Origin of the sequence: Sphingobium lactosutens DS20, from assembly GCF_000445105.1 — a bacterium.
In the GTDB taxonomy this organism is placed as follows: Bacteria; Pseudomonadota; Alphaproteobacteria; order Sphingomonadales; family Sphingomonadaceae; genus Sphingobium; species Sphingobium lactosutens.
This window is the reverse complement of sequence record NZ_ATDP01000103.1, coordinates 1-26,364: the sequence shown is the minus strand read 5'-3', so window position 1 is coordinate 26,364 and position 26,364 is coordinate 1. Positions and strand designations below refer to the sequence as shown.

Sequence of the window (26,364 nt, the reverse complement as noted above, 5' to 3'; positions counted from 1 at the left end):
CGCCGTCATGGACAAGCGCGCAATGGGGATGCGGCGAAGGTCCTTCGCCCGCCCATCTTCAGATGAAATCCTCCAGGATGCTGGTCCCCAGCAAAATGAGGTTCAGCGCCGCCAGCATCGCCACGTTCCAGCGGCGGTTTTTGACGAACAGCAGCGCGATCAGCAGGACGAACAGCACCATCGCCCCCAGTCCATAGATCAGAAAGCCGATGTCGCCCGCCGGCCCCGGCGGCGCTTCGGGCACGGGTCGCACCGCGTCGAGGATGCTCGTGGCGATCATCGTGACGATATTGATGCTGAGCAGCCCGCCGATCACCATTTGCTTCTGGCGCTCATACCACAGATCGAAGTCCGGCCATTCCTCCGGTTCGTCGGGGAAGATCAGCGAAGCCACCAGATAATAGCCGCCGGTGATCGCCAGCACGATGGCGAGCGTGAGATAGCTGGCGTCCATCTGGTCGCGCGCCATGAAGGCCAGACCCCAGAAGCTGGTCAGGTCCAGCATGACGAATAGCCCAAGGAGCGGGGTAAGCCATCCAATTCTGACCGGCCGGGCGCCGCGCTTCAGTTTCAGGACGCGCGCAAATCCGGCCAGCACTTCGCAGACCGCCAATCCCAGCAGCAGGCCGAACACCGCAAATACAAGGTCGAAAGCCGACATTTGCCCCCAGTCCCTTCCATCCATCGCACGTCCGCCAAGGGCCGTCGTTTCTCCACATCGGGTTGGAACCGGGCGGCGGTCAACAGGTTATTGGGTCAAACGCCTCTCAACGGCGTTGCGAAGGAGAAAGAATATGATCCGTACCCTGATTTTCGGCGCCATCGCCGGCTATGTCGGCAAGAAGCTGTATGACGAAGGCAAGCTGACCGAGTTCAAGAACGACCTCAGCACCCGCTTCAACGAAGCGAAGGTCAAGCTGGACGAACAGCGCGCGCAGAATGGCGTCACGACCGACACGACCCCGATGGTCAGCCCCACGACCAGCACGGCGCGGCCGCTTCCCAACTAAGCGCCGTCCCACATCATATCCAGTTTCCGGCCGCGTCTTTGCCCCCCGACGACGCAGCCGGCCGCCGCCCGCTCGCTGCCGCACTCCCCCCCTCTCACGGCAGCGAGCGGGCGGCTTCTTTTTACGCCCGTCCCCCGCAATCCTGTTCGACAGGCAACCATATCGATGGCGCGGTGTTGGTCGGTCACAGCTTTTAGGTAGAAGGAGACCATCATGCGCAAACCCATTCTCGCTGTGGCGATGCTTGCCATGCTTCCGCTCGGCGCGTGCGCCTCGGACAATTATGGCGGTGGCTATGGCTACGACCGTCCGGGAAATTATAATGGTGGTCCCCGTCACCATCGCCGTCGTCTGGGCGACAATGACCAGATCTATCGCGACCGCGACGGCCGCTATTATTGCAAGCGCGACGATGGCACCACAGGGACGATCGTCGGCGCGCTTGCCGGCGGCGTGCTGGGCAATGTCATCGCTCCGGGCGGATCGAAGACGCTGGGCACCATCCTGGGTGCCGGTGGCGGAGCGCTGGCTGGTCGCGCCATCGACAAAAACGACATCAACTGCGAATAACTGGATCATTCGCTCATGACGTGAAAAAGGGCGCGGAGATCATCCTCCGCGCCCTTTTCCTTGTCCGTGTTTCTTTCAGAGCTTCTCGGTCAGCTCCGGCACGACCTTGAACAGGTCGCCGACCAGGCCGATGTCCGCCACCTGGAAAATCGGCGCATCCTCGTCCTTGTTGATCGCGATGATCGTCTTGCTGTCCTTCATCCCCGCCAGATGCTGGATCGCGCCGGAAATGCCGACGGCGATATAGACTTCCGGCGCAACGATCTTTCCGGTTTGCCCGACCTGATAATCATTGGGCACATAGCCGGCGTCCACGGCCGCCCGGCTGGCGCCAACGGCGGCGCCCAGCTTGTCGGCCAATGGGAAGATCAGCTGTTCGAACGTCTCACCATCCTTGAGCGCGCGGCCACCCGACACGATCACCTTGGCGCTGGTCAGTTCCGGCCGCTCCAGCCTGGCGATCTCGGCGCCAACGAAGGACGACAGGCCTGCGTCGCCGGTCGACGCGATCGATTCCACCGTGCCCGAACCGCCCTCGGACGCAGCCTTTTCAAAGGCGGTGCCACGGACGGTGATGACCTTCTTCGCATCCTTGGACTTGACCGTGGCGATCGCATTGCCGGCATAGATCGGGCGGGTGAACGTGTCTTCGCTTTCGACCGACAATATGTCGCTGATCTGCATGACGTCCAGCAGGGCGGCGACGCGGGGCGCGATATTCTTGCCATTGCTGGTCGCCGGAACGACGAAGGCGTCATGATCGGCCATCAGCTGCACGACCAGCGGCGCGACATTTTCGGCCAGCGCATGACCCAGGGCCGCGTCATCGGCAACATGCACCTTGTCCACGCCGGCAATCTTCGCCGCGGCATCCGCGATGCCACCGACATTTTCGCCAGCTACCAGCAGGTGGACTTCGCCCAGCTTCGCAGCGGCGGTGACGGCAGACAGGGTGGCGTCCTTGACCGCGCCGCCCTCATGTTCAACCCATACCAGCGTCTTCATGCGGCAACTCCCATGGACTTGAGCTTCGTGACCAGTTCATCGACGTCGGCAACCTTGATGCCAGCCGACCGCTTGGCCGGTTCCGCGACCGACAGCGTTTCCAGGCGCGGGCTGATATCGACGCCATAGTCCGCAGGCGTCTTGGTCGCGAGGGGCTTGGACTTGGCCTTCATGATGTTGGGCAGCGAAGCATAGCGAGGCTCGTTGAGGCGCAGGTCGGTAGTGATGATCGCAGGCGTGGTGAGCTTCACCGTCTCCAGCCCGCCATCAACTTCGCGCGTGACGCTGACTGCATCACCTTCCACCTCGACCTTGCTGGCGAACGTGCCCTGCGGCCGACCGAGCAATGCAGCGAGCATCTGGCCGGTCTGGTTGCTGTCATCGTCGATCGCCTGCTTGCCCAGGATGATGAGGCCGGCGGCTTCTTCTTCCTGCACCTTGGCGAGCAGCTTGGCGACGCCGAGCGGCTCCACCTCGTCGTCGGTCTGGATCAGGATCGCGCGGTCGGCACCCATGGCGAGCGCGGTGCGCAGCGTTTCCTGCGCCTTGGCGACGCCGATCGACACCGCCACGACTTCCGTCGCCGCACCCTTTTCCTTCAGGCGAATGGCTTCCTCGACAGCGATTTCGTCAAACGGGTTCATGCTCATCTTGACGTTGGCCAGGTCGACGCCCGTGCCGTCCGCCTTCACCCGCGGCTTCACATTATAGTCGATGACCCGTTTCACGGGCACAAGGATCTTCATTTCAACATCCTCCTTATGAAAAATGCCAACGCGGGCGCGGGCAGTCCGTTTCCGGACCACCCGCACCCTGTTGGATGTTTGCGTCTAGGCGGGGAGAGCGATCAGGCCGCCTTCCTCACTTCCGCCACGATCTTCTTGGCCGCGTCGCCCAGATCGTCGGCCGGGACGATCGGCAGACCCGAATTGGCCAATATGTCCTTGCCCTGCTGGACGTTGGTGCCTTCCAGGCGAACGACCAGCGGAACCGACAGGTTCACTTCCTTGGCAGCAGCGACGATGCCATTGGCGATGATGTCGCACTTCATGATGCCGCCGAAGATGTTGACGAGGATGCCCTTGACCGCCGGATCCTTCAGGATGATCTTGAAGGCTGCCGTCACCTTTTCCGTGCTGGCGCCGCCGCCCACGTCCAGGAAGTTGGCGGGGAATTCGCCGTTCAGCTTGATGATGTCCATCGTCGCCATGGCCAGGCCCGCGCCATTCACCATGCAGCCGATATTGCCGTCCAGCTTGATGTAGGCGAGGTCGTATTTCGACGCTTCGACTTCGGCGGCGTCTTCTTCGGTCAGGTCGCGCAGTTCGGCGATGTCCTTGTGACGGAACATGGCGTTGCCGTCGAAACCGACCTTGGCGTCGAGGACGAGGAGGTTGCCCTGCTCGGTCAGCGCCAGCGGATTGACCTCGATCTGCTCGGCGTCGGTGTCGAGGAAGGCGGCGTAGAGCGAGGAGGCGACCTTGGCGGCCTGCTTGGCCTGATCGCCGGTGAGGCCCAGCGCGGCGGCGACGGCGCGGCCATGGTGCGGCTGGAAGCCCGAAGCGGGATCGACTGAGAAGCTGTGAATCTTTTCCGGCGTCGAATGGGCGACTTCCTCGATGTCCATGCCGCCTTCGGTCGACACGACGATAGCGATACGGCTGGTGGCGCGATCGACCAGCAGGGCGAGGTAAAATTCCTTGGCGATGTCCGCGCCGTCGGTGATGTAGAGGCGATTGACCTGCTTGCCCGCTTCGCCGGTCTGGATCGTGACCAGCGTGTTGCCCAGCATGTCGGTCGCGTGGGCCTTTACTTCGTCCAGGTTGAAGGCGAGGCGCACGCCGCCCTTCGCGTCGGGGCCGAGTTCCTTGAACTTGCCCTTGCCGCGACCGCCGGCATGGATCTGCGACTTCACGACATAGAGCGGCCCGGGCAGCTTCTTGGCGGCCTCGACCGCTTCTTCCACGGAGAAGGCGGGGTAGCCGGCGGCGATCGGCGCGCCATATTTCGCCAGCAATTCCTTGGCCTGATATTCATGAATATTCATGGGCTCGCCCGTCCTTTTGCGTTTCAAGCTGTTGCGCCGGGCATAGGCATAGCCCCGGCCCGACGCCAGAAAATTTTGCAAAATCACTTTGCAAAATTGCAAAACCCGAGCGGGCAGTTTCAGTCCGGGAATGCGAAACGCGTGCTAGAATGCGCAGGAAAAAGCCGCTTTTCCCGAAACGGCGACGATCTCCGGATCACCCAGGGCGCGCAGTTTGCGTACCAATTCCTCTACGGTTTGCGCTTCGCCTTGCGGTTTGCGGAGTGTGCCAAGCGACTGGAGCTTGCGCAATTGCGCAAGGCTCAGTCGGGACGCCATCCGCTTGGCCATGCACTGGGCCATAGGCTTCGATAATCCGGCATCCTCCAGCCCCGCCGCCAGGCGTGATTCGGGCGACAGGCTCGTGCAGGCCGCGAGCAGGGGGAGGAGGGCGAAGGCGAAACGCGTGGTGCGAAAGACAGTGGCGGTCATCACGCGATCATGGCAACGGCGGGTTGAACGGAGCCTAAACGGTCCGTCGAAAAGGACATGACGCCATGGACAGGATTTTTGCCGCGCTTTCCCACCGCATTGCCAGCTGGGCGGGGCAGCCGGCCGCCTTCATCCTCGCGGCGCTGACCGTTCTCGTCTGGCTCGTGACCGGCCCGGTCTTCGGTTATTCCGATACGTGGCAGCTGGTGATCAACACTGGCACGACCATCGTCACCTTCCTGATGGTATTCCTGATCCAGAATGCGCAGAATCGCGATGGCGCGGCCATTCAGGCGAAGCTCGACGAACTGATCCGCGCGATCGACGGGGCGCGCAACGACTTCATCGGGATCGAGCATCTGACCGAAGCGCAGCTGGAGCGCATCAAGCAAGTGCTGGAACAGGAGTGCGGGGACGATGCCACGCACAAGCTGGCGATCGAACGGCTGATCCAACGGCGCTAACGCGAGCTATCCGCTCGCCATTTGCGTCAATGCGCGCGGTCGACCATCTCTACGTTCGCGCGGCGATAGGCGTCGATTTGCTCGCTATAGCCGCGGGCAAGCCCTTCATAGGCGGCACGGCCCTGTCTAGACGGGCTGGACTGCGCCCGCGCCATGGATATCTGCTGGCGCAGCAGCAGATAATTGACATCCGTCTCCCTGATCATGATCGCCTTCCTCCGGTTGAGTGAGTCTGGTCGAAAAGGCCGATCCTTATCGGAGCGGCACCATGATCATAGCATGACGGGATCGCCGTGCGAACCGATTATCCGGCTGCCATCTCGGCCCGTCGCTCGCCCGGCGCGGCCCAGCGCAGGACAGCGAAGCCGACCAGCGCCGACAGCAGCGATCCCATCAAAATGCCGCCCTTGGCCTCTTCCACCAAAATGGCCTGTCCGGGGAAGGCAAGCCCGCCGATGAACAGGCTCATGGTAAAGCCGATGCCGCATAGCAGCGACATGCCGTAAATCTGCGTCCAGTTGGCGCCGGACGGACAATCGGCGATATTCAGACGCACGGCGGCCCAGATCGCGCCGAAAATGCCAAGCTGCTTGCCCACGAACAGGCCAAGCGCCACGCCCAGCGGAAGCGGCTCCAGCAGCAGCGCAAACATCTGCGCGTTGAGCGCCAGGCCGGCATTCACGAACCCGAACAGGGGGATGATGAGGTAGGCGCTCCAGGGATGGACCGCATGCTCAAGCCGATGGAGCGGGCTGTCGACCGCGTCGGGGGCACCTGGCGTGCAGCGGATCGGAATGGTAAGCGCCGCCAGCACGCCCGCGACTGTCGCATGTACGCCCGACAACAGGGTGAAATACCACAGCAAGGCGAAGCCGATCATATAGGGCGTCAGCGCCTTCACACCCGCGCGGTTCATACCGTACAGCACCGCGAGCACCACCGCCGCGCCCGTCAGCGCGGTCAGGTCCAACCCCTGCGTATAGACGAGCGCGATGATCGCCACCGCGCCCATGTCATCGACGATGGCAACAGCGGTCAGGAACAGTTTAAGTGATGCGGGCGCGCGGTCGCCCAGCAGCGCCAGCACGCCGATGGCAAAGGCGATGTCGGTCGCGGCGGGAATCGCCCATCCGTTGGTCAGCCCCGGCTCACCGCCGGTGACGAGCAGATAGACGATGGCGGGAAACACCATGCCGGCAACTGCCGCCAAAACGGGCAAGCGCCGCCGCTCCCAGGTGGAAAGCCCACCGTCCAAAAACTCGCGCTTGATCTCCAGTCCGACGACCAGGAAGAAAATCGCCATCAGCCCGTCATTGATCCACAAATGGACCGTCATCGGCCCCAGCTTGGGCGTCAGCATGGGGCCGACCTGCGCATGGACCAGATCATGATAGAAATGCCCCGCTGCGGGCAGGTTTGCGAGCAGCATGGCCAACGCCGCAGCCATGATGAGCAGGACCGCGCCACCGGCTTCTCCGGTCAGAAAATCCCTCAGGGCCGATGATGGGCGTTGGATCATGCGCGAATATTTCCTCTGTTTGCCATGCAGGGGGTTGGATAGCGGGAAGGCTGATGGCATCCTCTCCCCTGATTAGGCATGGGGGTCAAGCCTTTGGGGGCAGGGACGGCCGCGCTTCTCGTCGCGGTGCATCATGAAATCCTGCTCTTTGCGGCGGTCGGGCTGGCGATCGGCGGCCTTGACGATCTGTTGATCGACCTTCTCTATTTCGGGCGCAAGGCCTGGCGCGATCTGGTCATCTACGGCCGGCATGAGCGCATGACGGCCCCGGGCCTTCCGCAGTCGGCGCGCCCCGGAAAAATCGCGGTCTTCGTTCCGGCATGGCAGGAATCGGACGTCATCGCCGCGATGCTGGGCCATGCGCGCGCCAGCTGGGGCGACGCGCCCTATCGCATTTTCATCGGCGCATATCCCAATGACGCGGCGACCATCGACGCGGTCGCGGATCTGGCCTGTGACGACGCCCGCATGATGCTGTGCATCAATGACCGTCCGGGTCCGACGACCAAGGCTGATTGCCTCAACCTGCTCTGGCGCGCGATGCGGGCGGAGGAGGAACAGGAGGGTTTCCGCTACAAGGCGGTCCTGCTGCACGATGCGGAGCAAGTGGTTACGGTTGTATTTCCTGAAACCCGCAGAAAACTGCGAATTATGCCCTCCCCTACCCGTCAATTTAGCGTAGCTGCATAACCCGTTATCCACAAATGCGCCTTTGCGCGTTGAACTTTGGCCAAACGACGGTAGTGCCGCTTTGGACCATGGCGCAATTGATCTCCGTGTTCGCTTCATTCCAGCAAACGGCTGTTATGCGGTTGTAGCTGGTGCCAACCTGCTCGCACTGTAGCGTTTGGCCAGCCGCTAATTCAGTCAGCTTTGCCGTTGCTGCTGCGCCTGATGCAGATGGACATGGATGACCTGGGCTACAGGATTCGTCCTTCTCACGCGCAGCGACAGCATGGAGGCGTATCCTATTGCCATCCTCGCAGCGAAGCGTGTCGCCATCCGTGATGCTCTTCACAGCGCAGGAAAAACGGCTGGATGAGGCATCGCGCATCTCTTGCGATGGCGCATTGGTTGGCCAAAAAAACACGATGCAGAACGCGGCGACTACCAGCAGTCCCGCAAAGCCATACATCTGCCATGCGGGCATTGCGCGCTTTTGAGGCTGTTGCCAGCCATTAGAACGAGGCTGCCATTTATGCCGCCGTCCATAGGGACGCATATAGTTCCAAAAGAAGAGCGGGACCAACACAGCTAAGGATGGCACGATGACAAACAGACCAGATATGCTGGTGTTTTTCTCGATCCATATACCGCCTGCCAACGCACCAACGATGGCAAGCTCTATCAAGAATCCCTGCTGAGAACGCCGCCCCATCGCCACTTAACTCCCCCCAATGCAATCGTGCGTAATTGCATTTTTGAACGATGGCTACCGCTTGTTAAGCCGCTGGTTCATATCAAGCAGGCTTCTGAGAATCTGGAGGACTTGGCAGACTAATGGCTAGGCAGCTTCACGAACTGACCGTCGATGAAATCAACATAATGATCGCCAACTACGATAAGGCTGGCGTCACTGAGGGTGGCAAATGGCCACGGGTTGAACTGGCGCTGGAACTGCAACGGAGGAAAGCCTCTCCGTATCCGCTGATCGAAGTTGCTCGCAAAATCCTGACTATGAGCCATGCGTCTGACGATGGGCGTGTCAGCTATGGCGACCTTTGGCTGGAATTCAATGAAGGGCCAATTCCCCCAGGACAGGCTTGGGCGCGACCTATGCTGAATAGCTTGGAAGCGCTGGGCGTGTGGTGCTTCGATCGCAACCTTCCCCTCATCAACATTCTGGTTGTGAACGGTAAGACGCGAGAAGTCGTAGAGCAGACAGTGCAAGCGATGTGGGGCGCTGCGGTTGTGCGCGGCTTCCCTGTTTCAGACGACCTACGAGAGTTTGCGTTGGAACAGGCCAATGCCGCACTTGCGCTGGACGGCCTTGTCATTGAGGCAGCGTTCGAGAAAGATGCGAGCCTGACGGCATAAAGGCACCCATCGCTAACCTCACTTGAACAGGCTCAATTGGTTTGGGTCTGGGATCGCGGGATAATCAGAAAGCCGCTCAAGGATGGAGTTGGCAAGCTCTGTGGCGGCTTTCTCCCTCATTTCCTCGTCAGGCATGGTGATACCAACACGCGCCCACGCAGGGGCATGAAGGATGGCCTCTGATAGCTGATGGGTGTCGATTCGTTCCATGCGCCCATGAGAACAAATGACGAACGAATTGGCAAGCGGATTGCACCATGCCTTATTGAGATCGAAACCAGTCATTACCGATCTGTTCGGCATCCACTTTGATCGATTTCACCCTGTAAGGGGCGCAGGTAGCTATCTCGACAGCATCAAGGTCAAAGACAGCGATATTGAACCCATCATCATCACCAAACTGACTCTTATATGCGATGGCATCGTAGCCGTTGCTGCGGAATAGCTCTGCTAGGATTTGGGTCGGAACATAATCTGCGGCATCGTCTGAGAGCGTCACCGGCTTAGAAAATGCATTGTCGATACCTGTCCACACAGCAGACTTCTTGTCCTCTGCCGACGGCTCCAAATCTGGATTAAGGAATTTGAGCTTAAAAGATGATTTGCCGTGACCGAGCGACAAATCCAATGTGCGAAGCGGCCTTAGGATTTTACAGCGAGCAATTGACACCTCTGCGCCAACCCAAGGGCGAACCTCTGAAACAGCCGTGTCGAGGTTGCTACCAATATAGAGGACAGGAATGCCAGCGGGGTTAGCGCGCCCCTCTTTGGCGCGATTTATCAACGGCTTCATGCGGCTACCACCAAAACCATAGACGTCTTCGCCTATCCAGTTTCCGTCGTCGTCCTGTCGGTCTTCCCATTCAACGCCGCGCTGAGCGCGATAGAAAATGCGCCCCGCCTGTAGAACGCCGTCTCGCTGGGTGATTGTAGCCACAACCGTATCTAGGAATGCTTGGACTTCATCACTCCAAACATAGCGGCTGGAATGGCGAACTCGCTTAGCAAAAATCTCGTAGCTGCGCCACGATGCGAACTCAGGGATAGAGGGGTCATCCAGCGTCACAGTAGAGCCTATGAAGATTGTTATGGGCGTAGAGCCTCATAAACGACACCCTCAACGAAGAGAAGGACGCTATCTGACAGCTTGCGAAAAAACACCTGCTCGCCGTCATATTCAAACTCGCCTTCGTCCTTGTTCCAAAAGCGAGGATCAATATCGAGATATTCTGTCACGTCTTGAATAAGCTGTTGCATGGTGCAGTTCCTTTGTAACTGCCAATCCATCTAAACAGGTCGTTCAAGGCGTCGATATAAAAATCCAACTTTTGGGCGATGATTGCCGCGATATCCTGCTTATCATACGTCACAACCTCATACAGATCACCTACTGCTATTATCGCACCAAAAAGCAAAATCCATTTCTCCCACGGCTTAAACATAACATTCTCCTTAAAGTTAGAATGTCAGTCTGAACTAACGAGTCTTGAAGTCGATATCTGTCATGCCTTTTTGTATCGACTTTCAATGAGAAGACCTATTGATCGTCTGTTGGCCATAAACAAAGGAGCCAACAATGACGTTCAAGAAGATGATCCAAGAAGCCACATTCCAGCGCTTGCGGGCGAATTGGGATCAGCAGCAGCCGCTAAAAGGCACTGGCGGCGAAATCGACTTCATCCCCATCTGCAAGCTATTCAATCCCTGCGGCGCGGCAACGTGGCTGCTCACGGAATGCGACGAGGACGGCTTGGCATTTGGCCTATGCGATCTGGGCTTTGGCACGCCTGAGCTTGGATATGTCAGCCTTGATGAACTGGCAGAAATTAAGATGCTCGGCGGTGCCGTTGGCATTGAGCAGGACGTTACCTTTGTCCCAACCCAATCGCTGTCTCAGTATGCGGCGGAAGCGCGCAGTCAGGGACGCATAAAAGCCTAATCCGCCTCACTTCTAGTGAAGCCCCGTAGAGCAATCTGCGGGGCTTTCCATTCTGCTAAATATGCGATGGAAAATACATCGCAACGCGCAGGCTTGGCGCTCATCAAGCAATACGAAGGATGCAAACTCAAAGCCTACAAATGCCCTGCTGGCATATGGACGATTGGCTATGGCAGAACCAAGAAGGTCAAGGCAGGCGATACCTGCTCACAGGCACAGGCCGACGCTTGGCTGATCGAGGAATATGACGCTTTTGAACGTCAGGTTCTTGCCCTCGTCAAAGTGGCGCTTACCACAAACCAGTTAGGGGCGCTCGTCAGCTTCACCTACAATCTGGGCGCTCAGAGCCTCAAGGAATCCACATTACGCCGCCTGCTCAACGAAGGCGATTATGATGGTGCTGCCGGTCAATTTGCTCGCTGGAACAAAGCGGCTGGGAAAGTCCTCAAGGGTCTGGTTAAACGCCGAGCGGCGGAAGCCGCGCTATTTAGGCAGCTATTCCCGCCACTTGGCTAATCCGCTCCGTAAGGCACGCATAGCCATCACTGACCGTCGCCAGTGTTCCAAAGTGTAGTGGTTCCATTCTTGAACACTGACACCCGCCAGATGCTCACGGCATCGCACTTCCCAAACCCAGAGCAAGTCGGCTTCGACCTCTTCAGTCACGACCTCAAGCTCACGCAATCTTGCTACGCGATCAGTGAATGACTTGCTTTTCCCAAGCCCTTGCTGGCCTGGCCACAATGTCATCGCTTCGCAAACAGATCCCGTAAGACAAATGGCCTCTTTGACAACCATGTCCCTTGCCTGCCCTGCAATGGTCGTCCTTGCGATGAGCCACCTGAACACGTCATGCGTCATGCAGGCGTAACTTAGGTTGGTTCGAATGCGGCTATCGGGTATAAACTTCAGCTCTTGACGGTGGTATGCAGCCGTCCGCAAGACGCCTGTAGGAAAGCGAATTTTGGCCTTCGCTTCGATCCTTGGATTCGCGTTCGCGAAGTCATTTATATCTTGAATGAGCGAGTTGACGCTGAGAACAGCTTGAACCAGTCCTGCTTCATCTTCGATTGCCAATTTCACGCCCCCAAACAAATCAGCAAGTCCATGTCGGACACACAAGGTCAGACTGTCAACAGAAAGCCCGCAACTATCGTGTCAGGAGCGGGCTTCGTCGTGAGTGTTATTCTGGGTCAAAGAGGTTGGCGAGCATCCTGAAATGGGCTGCAATCTGCTTCTCCTTGGTTTGCTTGGCAGGTAGTGCCGCGACAGGCACAGGGCGCTGAACGATAGGCTTTGGCCCCTGAAATGCCTGTATCGCGCCGTTCGCTTCCACGTCGCGCGTTTCGCTGATGAAGCTGAGGCCAATAGCTGGGCCTGCATGTTCCTGCACTGCCTGCCCGCCTACCAGCTTCACAAGGAATGTTGGGGTGCCGCTGCCCTTGCTCAGCCCATAGACGCCAAGCTGCTGCACTAAGACGCCCGCGATACGCATGAAGCGGTTCACGTCTGGCTCAAATCCCAAGGGGAAAAAGACGCTGACGAACTGGCCGCTTTTGCGCTCTGTCTCAACGAACAGATAGTGCCACGGCATCTGCTTGAGGGCATTGAGCAATTCGACCTCGTAGCGCTTTTCATATTCAAGGACGACGCCAGTTAGGGCTTGGACGCTCTGGTGGTTGTGCTTTCCCGCTGGGTCATATGCAGTCATGGACCAATATGCTGGCAGCGATGTGTCATGTGGCAGAAGGTCACATACGGACTGGATTGCCTGACGTATCTCGTTTTGGTTAGCTTCAATATCTAATGATGGTTTGATTTCAGTTGTGGCTTTGAAGCCTGTGAGTAGTGTTTTCATTTTGAAAATATCCTGTTTAACAAACGCGGCAAAGCGCCTCGCTTTCAAGGATATTTATCGACAGACGTTATTTCAGGCGTTCTTAGCCCTGCTTCTTGTAGAAATCCCTCAGTATCTCTTCCTCAAGTTCCGTCACGAATGGCACTGGATATGGCTCTGCCAACAGCTTCATGATTATTTCAAGGTGTTGATGGTCCTCTGCAATGCGGAATATCAGTTTTCGTATCTTCATCTTTTTATCAGCTTCCCAATGTCAGCCATGCCTTTGCTACCTGCGATGCTGCCAAGGATGATGAACACGACATTCCAAAAATCCTGAGGAAATGCGGCCAAGGCACCTGCATACGCCAGCAAAGTGGCGGTGTTGAACCAGCCAACCACAAAGAGCGCGACGAGAAGGAAGAACGCACAAGGTCGCACCCACCTCATAATTCCGGTCGCAATGCCGTCATTATCAGCCAGCGGCTTCAAGGCGCTGATGACCTTCTTTATCCTGTCTTTGAGATTCTGGAACATACAGGTATTTATCAGGCAATATGAAACCCCGCTGGTTTAATCCAACGAGGTTTCACGGAGATAGTAAATGTCTATTGCCTTAGATATGGTAACGTCTTCGACATATCTATTTAGTCCAAAACATCAAAAACCCGTCATTTTGGAATGAACGCCTTTATATCTGGCTGCTTGCCAGATGGCTTGTAATTCTGCTGTTTCACAAATGGGATCGCAGGACCATTGATGCCAATCAGGGAAAATTCTGGCGCACCGCCAGCCAGCGGCGTGGATTTCATCACAATGCACTGAGCAGTCGCAGGAGCCTTTTTCGCCTTAGGATCGCCAGCTGCGTAAATTGGGCTGTATTCAAATGCGAAGCGGCTTTCTAAGCCGTCAGTGGCGACAGCGATCCTTTCCAGCACCTTTTCCGCCAACTCGCTGTCATGGGCATCAGCCAACTTCTGCATAACTTTCTTGAGCTTGCCGTCGAAAAAGAGGTGTTCCTTGGTGCCGTCTTTGTAATCGAGATTGCCAGTTGTGCCGCTGGCGTTGTCCCAAACGCTGGCCGTGACGCCTGATGTGCGATCCAACGCCGCTTGCGGCTGCGCTGCTGCCTGAGGTTTTACAGAGCCATTCTCGCGCTCAAGGCGGTCAATTGCCGCGTGAGATACTGCCTCCCAGCTACCATAGTGTTCAACCAAGGCTGCCCATAGCGCCTCAGGATCATTCGATATGGTCGTTGTAGTTTGGACGCCGATCTTTTTGCGCCAGTCTGAGCGAACTTTCCTGCTGATCTGGACAGGCTGATTTACGTCAAGGTCCAAGCCAAGTTGCATATTGATGGTTTGGATGAAGTGCTGCGCCTGCTTTTCAGTGAGCGCTTTGCCATTAAGCAGTTGATCGCGATACTGAGTGATTGCCTTGCGAGTTACGCCGCCGCCCTTTGAATTTGTTTCTTTGGATAGGATTTGCTGAGATAGAGCAATCCAAGATGGTGTTTTCGTCATTTATGTTATTCCTATAGCATTGTCCTTTAAAGATGCATTCCACTGCATCTTGTCTCAAATTCAAATCCTATGGGCGGCAGTTTGCTATAGGATTTGTGGAATTTAAGACGTAACTACCGCCCAATATTATTTAGTATTTTATTGTAATTTACCCTCGATACGGAAGTCGATTTTAAAATCGCGCGGGGCCGTTTCCATTTATGATGGACTGGCGAAGCCTAATGCCTTCATGTGCTTTCCAGTGGGCGAGCTAATTAGGCCGTGAGCAGCTAATCTGCGAATGGCCTAATGCGAGTGATTGAACGAAGATGAAAAAATCCAACGTAAATTCGTTACGAATTTATTTTATGCGACCTGCAAGGTCGTGTATGGGATAAAAAATAAAATGGAAGAAGAAGGCGAGTAACTTGAGCCTTCGCCATTATTTTATTTTATATTATTATATCATTATAAGCCTCGGAAACCCGCAGAAATACTAGGGTTTTCGGGGCAATTTGTCACCCTGATGTTACTTTGGTGTCACTATGATGTCACTATGGCGTCACTTTGATGTTACTTTGATTGGGTAACAAAGTAACAATGTCACCCTGCCAAATCGTAAACGGGGGAAATCGCAGCGTTTCGCGGCGGGTGAAATCCATAAATACTGGATGAAGACCATCCCCACGCACCAGCCCCACCAACTCATCGACCTGTTCGTCCGCGCAGGATTCTATCAGGGCTTCAAGAACGACAAGCAGCTCAGCCATTTCGCCAAAAAGCTGGGATCGACGCCAGAGGCCGTAGAGCAAGCCATATTGGACTTGGACGGCAGCGGCTTCACTGACGGCATGGCCCTGCGCCGCCTGCGCTATGTCTTCCAGCAATATGCCAAGAAGGATGCAGACTTAGACAGCCTGATTGAGCGGTCAGAATGGCAGATGGTAGGCAAGGAACTGAACTGGCTATGCCGCATGGGATTCTTGGATATGGAAGGTGGCAGCGAGACAGCAGCGGCAATCAATCCGCGCCTTGAGGGCTTTCCAAAGCAGGAGTTCGTTGGCCGCGTCCGCTACCAGATCAGAGGGCCATAGAGAGGCTGACAAAATTCTTCCAGGCCATCAAGCCTGAATGCTGGATATAAAACTCAAACGAAATGCATAATTCGGGGCATTTTTCATCGCGACTATTGCGAATAAGATTCTACGTGATAATCACGGCTAGATTATTGCTATGGTGCAAGTGAGGCAACAAGATGCAGTTCGAAGAAATACCAGATGAATATCACGATCTTCGTAACAAGATAGCCAATGTTGTTTCACAACGAGCCTCGATTGAAATCAAAGAAGTTAAAGATGTCGAGAAAGTTCTCTCCATCGTGAAGGCTGCAATGAAAGATCATAGTGCGTCTTTCAGAGTCAGAACTAACAAAAGAGCCACTGCTGCTGTCGCCACGACAGGAACAGGTCTGGTGGGGGGAACCACTCTCGCTATTGTTGCAGAATTGACAACGCCGTTTGGTGTCGCAGCGATGGGAGCAGCCGCCGCACCATTCGTAGTTGCTGCGGGTCTTGTTGGGGGAGCAGGTATTTTGGCACACCGCGTCATCACGAAGAACGCCGATTACGAGATCGTAAAGCACCCACTCAAAAAGCAGATAGACTTAATTTTCAAAAAATAATGCGTGGTGGAACTGCCAAGCTATAAGATCGCTCGTTCAAGCCTCTTTGCGTGGCAAACGCTGCGCCAAATCCAGCACATTGTCGTTTAGCTGTTTGATGCCCACCTTCAATTCGTCCAGCGTCGTGTTGATATGTCGATAGTCCGTCTCAATGACGGTGATGCGGCGTTCGTGATCGTGAAGCGAGACAGACAGGGATGACATGCCTTTCACGCCCTTTTCCAGTTCGTCCAACCTGTTCCCGATCTGGGTAAAATCCTGAACTTCTCTCGCCGTGCGATCCTTCATCCAAGCGCCACCCTTTATGATGGCGAACACGGCACCCAAGAAGAGCAGGAAAGGCATTAGGCTTAGGGCTGCGTCATATGGCGAGAGCGCGGTGGTCTTTGGTTGCACAACAACCTGAGTTTCAAGCTGCGTCGTGCTATGCGTTTCATTCGTCATGCCATTGCGGCCCTCCCTGTTTCCAGTATTTAATTGGAACAGAGAATAGTCCTAATATTACAATGCGTTAAACTGCTGGACCAGTCAGCTTGAAACAATCCACTGTCATGATGGATTGAAGCGACGGATTGCTGGCGATGTTATAGCCGATGCCAATGCGATCAGGGCGGTTGCTGAGATAGTCCGTCACGCCCGTTTGCCCGACCTGTAGCCAGTTTTTTCCATCATGGCTGACATAATAGGTCAGCGTCGAACCAACGCAGGATGCGCGATAGAATGTTGGTTGCAGCGAGAAATTATGCATATCCAAGCCGCCGCCATAGCTGGTTAGACTGTCGAAATAGATCACACCAAACGGCGAATATTCGTTGTTCTGGCCAATAAGGACTTGCCTGCCGCTGATGCTGTCCATCAGGATCAAGCCAGCTTTTTGGTAGGCGGCATCGTTCATGGTGATGGGCGCGTGGATGAAAACGTCCCAATCCGCCGCTTTGTTGGTCAATGTCCTATATGCGATGCGGCTAATGTCGCCAGATGCAGGCGCAGGGCCGCTTTTGACCATCAACCCAACATCAGCATCGTCAGCAATTGTGAGGTTGGTTGCATCACCACTGAGCAAGGTCAGCGAACTCGCTGGTGGAGGATCGAAATACCAAGGTGCGCTTGAACCGCCGCCGCTACCTGCTGGCCCTTGCGGACCTGTTTCACCAGTGTCGCCCTTTGGTCCTTGCGGTCCTTCTGGCCCCTGTGGTCCTGTATCGCCGGTGTCACCTTTTGGGCCTGCTGGTCCTGTGTCACCAGTATCACCCTTTGGACCCGCTGGGCCTATTTCGCCTTCACCTGAGCCTGATGGAGCGTTGACCCATTGCGTGTTGAAATCAGTGCCGTCGATCTTCGATAGGATTTGACCGGCTGAACCACCCAACGGGACCAATGCAGCAACATCGCTGGCCACATTGCCTGCTTCAATGGTGTAGCCATTGGTGAGCGTGATTATCAGCGTCCCGTCTGGAGCAATGGTCGCGTCTGAAACGCTGTCACCATTCATGCCGGGCGTTCCTGGTAATCCAGATGGGCCAGTTGCGCCTGCTGGTCCTTGTGGCCCCTGAATGCCCTGCAAACCCTGTGGGCCTTGCGGACCTACTGGCCCCGCTGGGCCTGTGTCACCCTTTGGTCCCTGAGCGCCTATTGCACCTGCTGGGCCTGCCTGCCCTTGGATGCCTTGCAATCCCTGTATACCGCGTTGGCCTGTTTCGCCCTGTGGGCCAACTGGACCTTGCGGGCCGACTGCGCCCTGTGGGCCTTGCGGTCCTGCTGGACCTTGTGTGCCTTCTACAGTGAGGCCGCCTAACTCGTTTATCTCGATGATTGTTGTTTCGTCAGCTTGTTCAACAATCCTAACTTCATTGTTTTTCATCCTATAAGCTTCTCTCCATATATGCGCGTCCTGCGAACAGGGTTATGATCCTGCCAGTCTCTAAGGTTATATAATATTGGTAATCGCCGTCAGTTGATGACGTGATATCGCTTAGATCGCTGTTTTTAAGAACTAAAGAAAGCGACTGCGTTATACCATCCCATGTGATCCCATCGCCCAAGCTGAGGTTCACAATCTCATTGCCCTCAACGGCGATCTTGAAATGGGCGTCAGTGACGGTTCGCTCAACAGGGTTTCCGTCAAGGTCTTTATCCTTGATGATATACAGCTTGCGGAGGACCACAACGCCATCTGGTTCCTCTGGATAATGTCTCAAATGTAGCACTATAGGCAGTCTCCTTAGTTAGCCTTATATGGCGGATTGTTGGTTGTTTGATGGTATTGGAACCATGTGCTGCCAGCAGTTGCCGCGCCCTTCGCGGTTTCGCTGGTGATCTTGCTCAGGCGATATGCGAGCGCGTTCGTCTCAGCTTGGACCAAGGCGCTATCAGTTCTGCCCATATCGCGGAGCAATGACGGTGCAGCCAAAAGCTGGTCCATCGCCTGACCATCACGCGAACTGGCAGAGCCATTGTTGTTCCAGCTATCCCAACTAAAGGCAGCATTCGAGCCTTGGGCCGTTGCGATAGCGGAATAAGTCTGAGGCAGGTTTGCAGCTACGCCACCAGCCGACGCTATCATTGCTGGGGTCCAAAGCGGCACGGTGTAATCAATCTCATAGGAATTGACGTTCATGCCGCCATTGAGCCTGCCAGTTGCGCGCTTTTGATGCATGGTGATGAGCCAGTTCACGACAGCTTCGGCTTTGTCAGATGCTGCTCTGAGCGCATCGTTGAAGCCGATCTTCTCAGCGGCATGGAGCGCGCTGGTCCAATATCCAATCATGAAGTCATGCTGCCAAACGCCGTAATCGTCGTTCCATAGGCAAGGACCAAAGCGCTGAGTGCCCGCAAAGATCGCATTGTTACCGCCGCCGCTGACGTTCGTTGGCGGGTTCAGGAATCCAACTTCGCTGGCATAGAAATTGTCGTAGAAGCCCTCAAAATCGAACACGACCCAATCAAGGATATCAGCACGGCTATAGAGCCTGCTGGAATTGCTGGATGCGGTTTTCCATGCGATTGCCGCGTGCATATATTTCCATGCAGCGCCGCGTGATGCGAACTCGCCAGCTTCACCCCAGCCGTTGTTCAAAATCCAATTCAGATAGAGACGCGCCTGATCGCCAAACTTGTGGCCCAGCATCGCAAACTCAGGTGATTGCCACATGAGCGATCCCCAATGTGGGAATTGGTGGGCGTGGTCTTGGTCAATCTGGTTGGTGCCAAAATATGGCTTGTCGGAAGCAGCGCCACCATATGGCACTTGAACGCGCAGTGGGTTGTTCGCCGTGACGAACTCATATGGGCGACCGCCCTGAATGTAATAGGCTTGCTCTGCTGGAGTGCCGCTTTCGCCACCACCGTAATAGTGGTTTCGCAATGTGATATTGCGGCGCGCATCGCCCTTGTAGAGCGGCGTCAGGCGTCCATTCTCAAAACAGTGGAATGGATCGGAAGCGTAGCCAGTGAGGTAATCGAGCGCGATATCTTTCATGCTGCGATTGTCGTGGAGGCGTTTGACCGTCACGTCGCGCGCATAGCGAGCAACAGGCTCAGGCATAATCTGACGATCATCACGGACACCGCCCGGACCAGTAATTGGCGAACGGCCCATCTGATTGAACGGGGTATATTTCAGCCATGTGTTGGCGTTAGGGACCATGCCGTTCTGGTCAGAGCCATATTTCCACGGATTAAGCGTGTTGGTGCCAGCCGTAATCAAGTCGTTGTAGGTGCTGCTTTCCCAAGGCATCCAGCGATAATTCGCGAATCCGTTTAGCTGTTCGCCTGTCCCTGCGCGCAAATCGCCGCCGTTGACTGATGCACCACCCTGAGAAGCAAATGGCACGGCAATGTCATAGGTAGGAACGCGGCTCCAAATCTCCTGCTGGGTATAAGCTGGCGGCTCTGCGTGTGAGCGCCAGATAATGCCTGAGCGGACCGTTCCTTTCGGATACCATTTGTTGGCCGCCGTCACCATCGGATTGCCACGTCCATCAAGTGACCCACTCCAAGACACGCCTGTAGCTGTGGTGTTCAAAGGCTGGCCATTTGGCTGCTCAACGCGGCCAAGCAATGTGCCTGTATTGTCGTAGATCAGCCATTTATGCGGCACCATGTAGCTGTCTTTGCCTTGCGGATCGCCAAACGGATTTGCAGGCATTTGGGTGGTGTTCCCAATCATAGCCGAATTGGAACTGCACATAGGTTCCCATGCGGATGCCTTCGCAATAGTAGTTTATGCCATTGATGTTTGGCACGGCTCCCTTTGGTAGAACCTCAGTCCATGGTGCTTGTGCGCTGTATAGATCAGCATCCTCAAAGCGGCAGTTTTGCGCCGCTGGTTTGGTCATTACCAACTCATTTGGATGGGCAACGCCTTCGCCGCTGGACCAATCTTCAAGGACGGCCTTGTATGCGCGGCCAGCAGGCAACGTCATTTCGCCAACGACGACTTCCATATTAAAGGCGTTCTGTCCCGCCGCTTGATAGCTGACGGTGACGGGTGCCTGCGCCGTTGAGAAGCTGCGAGCATCGACGCAGAGCATTTCCAAATCGGCCGCAGTGATCGCGCCGCTGGTAGCAGTTTCGTAAGTGCTTTCGACCTCAGGCTTGCCGAACGAAACGCCCAGATAGGCAACGTCGAGATTGTTCACGCTGTCTGAGGTATTGTTGCCTGAGGAATTGCATTCCAGCGCCATGGCTGGGGTTATGCGCAGCTTCACTTCGCATGGCTTGTCTGCACCTATCTGGACGCCATCAGCATAAAAGCGGATCGAGCCACCAACGCCGTCTACATTGTCGATATATTCGACTGACCATGTTTTGAGCGATCCAGCGGCGAATGCAGGATCATCATCGCTGACAATCTGCGTAGACGAGCTGCCACGGCCAACTGTCACGGCAAGGGTCGCACTGCCTGACCAGTGACGGCGCAAAGTGAATTCGCCAACCGTGTAATCATACAAGGTCGCTAGGATTGGGTATTCCTCATTCACGATGCCTGAGAACGTAAGCCTGATGCTGGCTGGGGTCTGCGTGGTGCCGTCGTTCGTGGTCTGCTTGAACGACAAAGCCAGCGGGTCAGTGATAAGATGGATATGCCTCATCAGGCGCAAACGTCCATCGACCATGCTGCTGTTATCAGAGGATGCGCCGCCTGATCCTGAGTAGACGCGCTTGTAGATGACATTGGACGAACCAACGGCATCGCCGCTGACTGGCCATGGTGAGCCAGCGCTGGTGATGGTCCATTGGCTTGCGACTGGCACTGTAATTTCGTTGCGGCGTTCAATGGCGAGGGGAAAGCCTGACGGCACGGTAAGCGAGAAATTCGCGGTGCTGCCTGCGAGATAGATGCCTAATGGGAAAATAGTGCCGGGATCGCCGTAAACGGTGCCTGAGCCTGACAAATCCAGTTCTTCGTCACTACCGCCTGGCTGTGGCTCAGGAGCGTTTACGAGGCCCAAAACCACCGCAATTCCTGACGTTGTGGACTTCGCCCAAATCGCAATGCCTGCATCTGGTGTGCTGCTAGGGATGATGACCTGAGCGGATTGCGTCAGGTTCATTGGCGGATCGCCTGCCGTGACAGGGACAATTACGCTGATGCCGCTGCCGCCTGCTGGCTGGCCGCTATACTCGTTCAAGTTGACGATCGCGCCCAAGCCAACCTGTGAACCGTCGCGCCCATCTGTGCCTTTGAGGCTTTCCAGCCATTCCGCTTGGGTGCCAACAAACCCGTTTTTGACGGCTGTTTCATAGGCGCTATCGCCGCCCTCAACGCCGTTTTCGATTATGTCGCTGGCTATGTCGATGAGATCGAGGACGTTGCTGTTCAAGTCCTGCACATTGGTCTGCGTCGGGATGATCGCATATGAGGTGTTGGAGGATGTTGAGCCTGCATATGGCTTGGTCAGCTTCATTTGCGTGGAATTGACCACGCCATCTAGCTCATACAGCGAATTACCGATTTGAAGGGCGTCACCCTTTCTGATGCTGTTAGGGAAGCTGGTTCCGTTCCCTGTTACAATGTCTGAGCCATTTGTTAGATTAATCGTCCCAATCTTATACCAAGCCATGCGATAGTTTTCTCCTGTTTATACAGGAGTATTTATTTTTGCTGCTTAGGTATGCGGTTCTTCACCTCGTCAATCGACGCTTTCCAAGCATCGTAGCCGCCATGATAGAGAGTATCTAATTGCTCCTCGATTGAAGGATATGCTGCGCGTCTCGCTTCTGAAAATCCCTTCTTGATGTTTACCTTCATTCCCCCTCCAATGGTCCTGTTGGAACCTCAAAATATGCTGCTTTATGTCGTGGATGATCCACGTAGATAAGGACCGTCTCAAATACGTCCGCATCAAACTCCAATGTGCCATCATCAACGGTGACATGATCGTCGCCAAACATGATAGTCGCACCAGACGGGATATTCCCGACATGGTTGAACGCCACTGAGATTGGCAATTCAGCTTTCAGATTGACCGTCATTTCAGCGGCATCGAAATATATGTCATTGGGGTTTGTGCCGTCAGCCACGTTGGCTGAATGCGCTGCATTCTCTGGCGCCTGACATTCTCCGTCGATCAGGCAGATGAGCGATCCCGCTTCATTAAAATATGCTGTCGCCATTATCTCTTGGCTCCGTTCAACGTCATCACGATATCTCTCACATAGAAATTTCTGGCCACGGAACGCGGCGTAAATGCCCCTGAGACGCAACGAGCCAAGACGCGAACCTGAGGGCCATCAACTACGGTGCTGACCTGACCAAAATAGCGGCTGTAGGTGTTTCCGTTGTCGGTCGAGATGCCCAAGGTGATTTGCTTATTCAGCATCCAGCCGCTGCCTATGTCAGTGTAGAGCAGCACTTGGCATGAAGCGTCATATTCCAGCGTCGCGTCGATGGTGAATGACACGTCGATTGTGCCTGTTCCAAAAACGCCATCACCAATGGTCATGAATCCTGTGGTGATGAAATCGGCTGATCCGTTTGCCAGCACATAGGCATCCGCTGCCGTGGCGACTTGGTTCGCGGTGATAGCGCCGCCTGCGATTTTCAGCGTGTTGACGGACAAATCATCAATCTGCGCGCCTTTGATATTCGCCCTTTCAATGACGGCTTCTTTGATCCTGACCTGCCCAGCCACCACCTCAAATGGGTATTCCGCGCCGCCTGCGTGAGCGATAAGGAAACGGTCAGCCAAGAAGGCCATTTCGCTGTTGCCATTGGGATCGCTTGCCAAGCCAAAGCCTGACACACGGCCATTATTGTTGATGCGAAGTGTATATTGGGCGCTCAATCCGTCCACCGTGCTGCCCTGCGCGGACATGCTCTGCTGGATGGAAACCAACTGGTCATCATAGCCAGCCGTAATCTGGTCAATCCGCTCGCCTAGCGCGCCGTCGCCATCAGCTATCGTGCGGCTGACTTCTTCAATTGCAGCCATCCAGCCATCATCACCCATTTGCGCTGATAGGCTGTCGATACGCTCAGACAGCGCGCCGTCTGCATCTGCATATGCTGTCGTGATGCTCTGCGACGCGGCGGTGATTTTGCCATCTATATCGCTGTTCCACACGGCTGACTGATCTGTGATGCGCTGGGACAATGCGCCGTCAGCATCGACAAGGTTCTGTATCTTGTCATTGAACTGCGCCTCATTGTCGCCAATGCGGCTGGCAAGCTGGGTATTCATTTCGGTCAACGCCTCGTCTGCGTTGGCTCTGGCAATCAACTCCTGTGAGATTGCCGTCTCTGCATCATCAACGCGAGCGCCCATCAAAAGCACCTGCTGGCTTATCGCCTCGTCGGCATTTGCCCGTGTTTCTTGCTCAAGCTGAAGGATGCTCTCAGCATCATCGACGCGAGTTTCCAGAATGAGGACTTTGGACGATACGAGCGTGCCGTCCTCGATTGAGGTTTTCAGTTCCTCAATGGCGCGATGGTTGTTGTTGGAATATGCGCTTGCCACCTTGAGAAAGGCCGTGCTGCTTTTCACCTGTAGCGCCGCAATATGCTCAAGCGGCTCAGTTAGGACTGGCAGCAATATGCTTTCTTCGCTCAGCGTATGAAGCTGCACCGTGGCTTCGTTGAGCAGGTCAGTGCCAAAGGCATCATATGCGGCATAGGTTATGAAATAGTCTGTGTCAGGCAGCAAGCTCAGCGACACCTCATTGTTAGGCCCGATATATTTGGACGTAATCTGGTCCTTGCGGACTGGCGATTGCGTATCTGCCCATACACAAAAGCCAGCCCAATCCGTGTCATCAGGCTTGAGGAAATTGAAGCGCACCATGTCATAGCCGTTGAACCACGTCATAGGCGGCACGTCTGGCGCAGGGTTCAAGGCGTCGATTTCTAACTCAGCAGACCAATTGCCTGCGCCGTCTTGGGTGGAAAGAAACACCTTGGGCGAGCGAGTAAGCCCAGCTTTTAGGTTCTCTTCAAAGGTGAGAACGTCCTTATAGCCGCGCATCCCGTCAGGCTTGGTATATTGGGCCGCGTTCTCTGCATCCACGAAATGGACAACCGTGGCAGTCGCGCATTCGTATCTGACGCGGTAGCGAAATTCTCGTCCGTTCTGCGGGTTTTCCTCAAATCTGACCGTCAGGTCATGTCCTGTAAACTCTACTGTTGCCACTCCTTAATCGAACCCCACAAAAACGGGAGGAAGCACTTGCCCTTCTTGGCCTTCGCCATATGTGAAATCATGTTTGAGCAATGCGGCCTCTCCTGACCTATTCAGGATATTTATTGCTCTGACGCTGAACGTGTATGTTCCTGGCTGTGCATCTTGCATGGTGCAGAACGTGCTATTGCCATTGTAGATACGTTCCCAAACGCTTGTGTTTGGTCGCATCACTTCAACGACATAGCCATTGATCGGAATTTGCTGCCCAAGGTTCTCGCCTACAGGCAAGACATTCACGGCATCCCATGACAGGTTAATCTCATGGTGGACGCCTGTTAGATCATCAACCCAGCTATTGTTTCTCGCTTTCAATCCAGTTGGTTGCGGTGATCTGCCCCCCGCTGAGTGGCCCAGAGACTATGATAGTCTGGACCGCGAAAGGGACATTGAATGCCGAGCAAGAAGCACAAGCCGGAAGAGATCATCGGCAAGCTGCGTGAAATTGAGATCGTGCTGGCGCAGGGGGCTTCGACCGCCGAAGCCTGCCGTCGGATCGGGGTCAGTGAGCAGACCTATTATCGCTGGCGCAAGGAATATGGCGGGCTGAAGACCGACCAGGCACGGCGGATGAAGGATCTGGAGAAGGAAAACCAACGGCTGCGCCGGGCGATCTCGGACCTGACGCTGGACAAGCTGATATTGCAGGAAGCTGCACGGGGAAACTTCTGAGCCCCGCGCGGCGACGGCGCTGCATCGATCATATACGACGGGATCTGCCAGTCCGGCTATCCGAGCGACGGATATGCCGGGTTCTAGGGCAGCATCGATCGACACAGCGTAAAGTGCCGCGTGGGGCGGATGACGAACAGGCGCTGACGGAGGACATCATCGCCTTGGCAAAGCAATATGGTCGTTACGGCTACCGCCGGGTCACGGCGTTGCTGTGCCATGCGGGGTGGACGGTGAACCATAAACGGGTCGAGCGGATATGGCGGCGCGAAGGGCTCAAGGTGCCGCAGCGCCAGCCCAAACGCGGGCGTCTATGGCTCAACGACGGATCATGCATCCGCCTGCGGCCTGAGTATCCTGGGCATGTGTGGGCCTATGACTTCGTCGAGGGGCGCACGCATGACGGCCGCAAGTTCCGCATCCTGACGATCATCGACGAGGCCAGCAGGGAATGTCTGGCGCTTATCGTTGCGCGACAGCTCAAACATGAGGATGTGCTGGCGGCCTTGGCGGACCTGTTCATCTCGCGCGGCCCGCCTGCACATATACGGTCAGATAATGGCGCCGAATTTATCGCCAATGCCGTCCAGCAATGGCTGCGGCAGATCGGCGTGAAGACGCTCTACATCGCGCCGGGATCGCCATGGGAGAATGGCTATAATGAAAGCTTCAATGGGTCGCTGCGCGACGAACTGCTCAATGGTGAAATCTTCTACAGCCTCGCCGAGGCCAGGGTGCTGATCGAAGCCTGGCGGCGGCATTACAACACCGTCCGCCCGCACAGCAGTCTTGGCTATCGGCCACCGGCACCAGAAACGGCGACACCGCCATATCGGCCTCCGGTTCCGCTTCGCTCCACCTCCGTCCGGATATGGCGGCGATGAGCTTAATGCACTAACAAACCAATCGGTCCACTCGGTGGGGGCAGATCA

Annotated in this window: 33 protein-coding genes and 1 pseudogene; 10 read left to right on the top strand and 24 right to left on the bottom strand. The window is 55.7% G+C overall.

The window, feature by feature from the left end; all coding sequences use genetic code 11:
- Positions 1–58: 58 nt before the first annotated feature.
- Entirely contained in the window at positions 59–661 is a 603-nt protein-coding gene (locus RLDS_RS47320; RefSeq protein ID WP_021227465.1) for a hypothetical protein, read from the bottom strand.
- A 133-nt stretch (positions 662–794) separates the two neighbouring features.
- Here RLDS_RS47320 and RLDS_RS47315 point away from each other — a divergent pair, with 133 nt between their 5' ends.
- A complete protein-coding gene (locus RLDS_RS47315; RefSeq protein WP_021227464.1) occupies positions 795–1,010 on the top strand; it encodes a hypothetical protein in 216 nt (71 codons plus the stop codon).
- A 213-nt stretch (positions 1,011–1,223) separates the two neighbouring features.
- Complete coding sequence (locus tag RLDS_RS47305; protein WP_021227462.1) at positions 1,224–1,580, top strand: glycine zipper 2TM domain-containing protein; 357 nt, start codon at positions 1,224–1,226, stop codon at positions 1,578–1,580.
- Between the two features lie 75 nt (positions 1,581–1,655).
- Here RLDS_RS47305 and RLDS_RS47300 read toward each other — a convergent pair whose 3' ends face one another.
- The 4 genes from RLDS_RS47300 to RLDS_RS47285 form a co-directional block, all read right to left on the bottom strand.
- Positions 1,656–2,585: an electron transfer flavoprotein subunit alpha/FixB family protein gene (locus tag RLDS_RS47300; RefSeq protein WP_021227461.1), complete on the bottom strand. Its 930-nt coding sequence runs from the start codon at positions 2,583–2,585 to the stop codon at positions 1,656–1,658.
- Positions 2,582–3,331, bottom strand: coding sequence for an electron transfer flavoprotein subunit beta/FixA family protein (locus tag RLDS_RS47295; RefSeq protein WP_021227460.1), 750 nt, complete (start codon positions 3,329–3,331; stop codon positions 2,582–2,584). The genes RLDS_RS47300 and RLDS_RS47295 overlap by 4 nt, the downstream gene beginning before the upstream one ends.
- 101 nt (positions 3,332–3,432) lie before the next feature.
- Entirely contained in the window at positions 3,433–4,632 is a 1,200-nt protein-coding gene (gene sucC, locus RLDS_RS47290; RefSeq protein WP_031298725.1) for an ADP-forming succinate--CoA ligase subunit beta, read from the bottom strand.
- A 144-nt stretch (positions 4,633–4,776) separates the two neighbouring features.
- On the bottom strand, positions 4,777–5,103 hold the full coding sequence (locus RLDS_RS47285) for a hypothetical protein (protein ID WP_021227458.1): 327 nt from the start codon (positions 5,101–5,103) through the stop codon (positions 4,777–4,779).
- A gap of 65 nt (positions 5,104–5,168) precedes the next feature.
- On the opposite strand from RLDS_RS47285, the gene RLDS_RS47280 reads away from it, so the two are divergent.
- Positions 5,169–5,567 carry a low affinity iron permease family protein gene (locus tag RLDS_RS47280; RefSeq protein WP_021227457.1) on the top strand — a complete coding sequence of 133 codons (399 nt, stop codon included), beginning with the start codon at positions 5,169–5,171 and terminating at the stop codon, positions 5,565–5,567.
- Positions 5,568–5,593: 26 nt separating this feature from the next.
- On the opposite strand, the gene RLDS_RS47275 is transcribed toward RLDS_RS47280, so the two are convergent.
- Together RLDS_RS47275 and nhaA are read right to left on the bottom strand one after the other, a co-directional pair.
- A complete protein-coding gene (locus RLDS_RS47275; RefSeq protein ID WP_021227456.1) occupies positions 5,594–5,773 on the bottom strand; it encodes a hypothetical protein in 180 nt (59 codons plus the stop codon).
- 98 nt (positions 5,774–5,871) lie between these two features.
- Positions 5,872–7,086, bottom strand: a complete 1,215-nt coding sequence (gene nhaA, locus RLDS_RS47270) for a Na+/H+ antiporter NhaA (protein WP_021227455.1) — start codon at positions 7,084–7,086, stop codon at positions 5,872–5,874.
- 78 nt (positions 7,087–7,164) lie between these two features.
- Here nhaA and RLDS_RS47265 point away from each other — a divergent pair, with 78 nt between their 5' ends.
- Positions 7,165–7,776, top strand: coding sequence for a glycosyltransferase (locus tag RLDS_RS47265; RefSeq protein ID WP_021227454.1), 612 nt, complete (start codon positions 7,165–7,167; stop codon positions 7,774–7,776).
- Between the two features lie 4 nt (positions 7,777–7,780).
- Here the strand turns inward: RLDS_RS47265 and RLDS_RS56095 are convergent, their stop codons facing one another.
- Complete coding sequence (locus tag RLDS_RS56095) at positions 7,781–8,464, bottom strand: thermonuclease family protein (RefSeq protein WP_161626748.1); 684 nt, start codon at positions 8,462–8,464, stop codon at positions 7,781–7,783.
- Positions 8,465–8,586: 122 nt separating this feature from the next.
- On the opposite strand from RLDS_RS56095, the gene RLDS_RS47260 reads away from it, so the two are divergent.
- Positions 8,587–9,123 (top strand): hypothetical protein, encoded by a 537-nt coding sequence (locus tag RLDS_RS47260; protein WP_021227452.1) that lies wholly within the window; start codon positions 8,587–8,589, stop codon positions 9,121–9,123.
- Between the two features lie 18 nt (positions 9,124–9,141).
- On the opposite strand, the gene RLDS_RS47255 is transcribed toward RLDS_RS47260, so the two are convergent.
- Genes RLDS_RS47255 through RLDS_RS47245 form a run of 4 tightly spaced genes read right to left on the bottom strand, consistent with a single transcriptional unit; the run spans position 9,142 to position 10,565 of the window.
- Positions 9,142–9,408 (bottom strand): DUF6771 family protein, encoded by a 267-nt coding sequence (locus tag RLDS_RS47255; protein WP_236616901.1) that lies wholly within the window; start codon positions 9,406–9,408, stop codon positions 9,142–9,144.
- Positions 9,386–10,189, bottom strand: a complete 804-nt coding sequence (locus tag RLDS_RS47250; protein WP_031298722.1) for an RES family NAD+ phosphorylase — start codon at positions 10,187–10,189, stop codon at positions 9,386–9,388. The genes RLDS_RS47255 and RLDS_RS47250 overlap by 23 nt, the downstream gene beginning before the upstream one ends.
- A gap of 20 nt (positions 10,190–10,209) precedes the next feature.
- Complete coding sequence (locus tag RLDS_RS56555) at positions 10,210–10,380, bottom strand: hypothetical protein (RefSeq protein WP_169534113.1); 171 nt, start codon at positions 10,378–10,380, stop codon at positions 10,210–10,212.
- Positions 10,356–10,565 (bottom strand): hypothetical protein, encoded by a 210-nt coding sequence (locus RLDS_RS47245; RefSeq protein ID WP_021227448.1) that lies wholly within the window; start codon positions 10,563–10,565, stop codon positions 10,356–10,358. The genes RLDS_RS56555 and RLDS_RS47245 overlap by 25 nt, the downstream gene beginning before the upstream one ends.
- A 134-nt stretch (positions 10,566–10,699) precedes the next feature.
- Between RLDS_RS47245 and RLDS_RS47240 the strand changes: the two genes are divergently transcribed.
- Both RLDS_RS47240 and RLDS_RS47235 read left to right on the top strand, forming a co-directional pair.
- Entirely contained in the window at positions 10,700–11,062 is a 363-nt protein-coding gene (locus tag RLDS_RS47240; protein WP_021227447.1) for a DUF2958 domain-containing protein, read from the top strand.
- A 93-nt stretch (positions 11,063–11,155) separates the two neighbouring features.
- Positions 11,156–11,578 (top strand): lysozyme, encoded by a 423-nt coding sequence (locus tag RLDS_RS47235; RefSeq protein WP_236616900.1) that lies wholly within the window; start codon positions 11,156–11,158, stop codon positions 11,576–11,578.
- On the opposite strand, the gene RLDS_RS47230 is transcribed toward RLDS_RS47235, so the two are convergent.
- The 4 genes from RLDS_RS47230 to RLDS_RS47215 form a co-directional block, all read right to left on the bottom strand.
- Positions 11,558–12,139 (bottom strand): hypothetical protein, encoded by a 582-nt coding sequence (locus RLDS_RS47230; RefSeq protein ID WP_152528106.1) that lies wholly within the window; start codon positions 12,137–12,139, stop codon positions 11,558–11,560. The genes RLDS_RS47235 and RLDS_RS47230 overlap by 21 nt on opposite strands.
- A gap of 106 nt (positions 12,140–12,245) precedes the next feature.
- On the bottom strand, positions 12,246–12,920 hold the full coding sequence (locus tag RLDS_RS47225) for a hypothetical protein (protein WP_152528105.1): 675 nt from the start codon (positions 12,918–12,920) through the stop codon (positions 12,246–12,248).
- A 228-nt stretch (positions 12,921–13,148) separates the two neighbouring features.
- Positions 13,149–13,436 carry a hypothetical protein gene (locus RLDS_RS47220; protein ID WP_021227442.1) on the bottom strand — a complete coding sequence of 96 codons (288 nt, stop codon included), beginning with the start codon at positions 13,434–13,436 and terminating at the stop codon, positions 13,149–13,151.
- A 134-nt stretch (positions 13,437–13,570) separates the two neighbouring features.
- Positions 13,571–14,422 (bottom strand): hypothetical protein, encoded by an 852-nt coding sequence (locus RLDS_RS47215; protein WP_021227441.1) that lies wholly within the window; start codon positions 14,420–14,422, stop codon positions 13,571–13,573.
- Positions 14,423–15,072: 650 nt separating this feature from the next.
- Here RLDS_RS47215 and RLDS_RS47210 point away from each other — a divergent pair.
- Positions 15,073–15,495 carry a hypothetical protein gene (locus RLDS_RS47210; RefSeq protein ID WP_021227440.1) on the top strand — a complete coding sequence of 141 codons (423 nt, stop codon included), beginning with the start codon at positions 15,073–15,075 and terminating at the stop codon, positions 15,493–15,495.
- A gap of 161 nt (positions 15,496–15,656) precedes the next feature.
- Positions 15,657–16,082 carry a hypothetical protein gene (locus RLDS_RS47205; RefSeq protein WP_021227439.1) on the top strand — a complete coding sequence of 142 codons (426 nt, stop codon included), beginning with the start codon at positions 15,657–15,659 and terminating at the stop codon, positions 16,080–16,082.
- Positions 16,083–16,118: 36 nt separating this feature from the next.
- Here the strand turns inward: RLDS_RS47205 and RLDS_RS0128655 are convergent, their stop codons facing one another.
- The 8 genes from RLDS_RS0128655 to RLDS_RS47185 form a co-directional block, all read right to left on the bottom strand.
- A complete protein-coding gene (locus RLDS_RS0128655) occupies positions 16,119–16,526 on the bottom strand; it encodes a hypothetical protein (RefSeq protein ID WP_021227438.1) in 408 nt (135 codons plus the stop codon).
- A 67-nt stretch (positions 16,527–16,593) separates the two neighbouring features.
- The gene (locus RLDS_RS55465) at positions 16,594–17,574 is read right to left on the bottom strand and encodes a collagen-like protein (protein WP_152528108.1); all 981 of its coding nucleotides are present in this window, start codon (positions 17,572–17,574) and stop codon (positions 16,594–16,596) included.
- 370 nt (positions 17,575–17,944) lie between these two features.
- A complete protein-coding gene (locus tag RLDS_RS47200; RefSeq protein WP_152528104.1) occupies positions 17,945–18,289 on the bottom strand; it encodes a hypothetical protein in 345 nt (114 codons plus the stop codon).
- Positions 18,290–18,303: 14 nt separating this feature from the next.
- The gene (locus RLDS_RS54680; RefSeq protein WP_152528103.1) at positions 18,304–20,229 is read right to left on the bottom strand and encodes a hypothetical protein; all 1,926 of its coding nucleotides are present in this window, start codon (positions 20,227–20,229) and stop codon (positions 18,304–18,306) included.
- Positions 20,171–22,147, bottom strand: coding sequence for a hypothetical protein (locus RLDS_RS56550; RefSeq protein WP_152528102.1), 1,977 nt, complete (start codon positions 22,145–22,147; stop codon positions 20,171–20,173). Before RLDS_RS56550 ends, RLDS_RS54680 begins: the two co-directional genes overlap by 59 nt.
- A 32-nt stretch (positions 22,148–22,179) precedes the next feature.
- Positions 22,180–22,335: a hypothetical protein gene (locus RLDS_RS56355; RefSeq protein WP_161626747.1), complete on the bottom strand. Its 156-nt coding sequence runs from the start codon at positions 22,333–22,335 to the stop codon at positions 22,180–22,182.
- A complete protein-coding gene (locus RLDS_RS47190) occupies positions 22,332–22,700 on the bottom strand; it encodes a hypothetical protein (RefSeq protein ID WP_021227433.1) in 369 nt (122 codons plus the stop codon). Before RLDS_RS47190 ends, RLDS_RS56355 begins: the two co-directional genes overlap by 4 nt.
- Complete coding sequence (locus RLDS_RS47185; protein ID WP_152528101.1) at positions 22,700–24,712, bottom strand: phage tail tip fiber protein; 2,013 nt, start codon at positions 24,710–24,712, stop codon at positions 22,700–22,702. Before RLDS_RS47185 ends, RLDS_RS47190 begins: the two co-directional genes overlap by 1 nt.
- A 441-nt stretch (positions 24,713–25,153) precedes the next feature.
- Between RLDS_RS47185 and RLDS_RS47175 the strand changes: the two are divergent.
- Positions 25,154–26,330 (top strand): annotated as a pseudogene (locus tag RLDS_RS47175) (IS3 family transposase).
- The last annotated feature ends 34 nt before the right edge of the window (positions 26,331–26,364 follow it).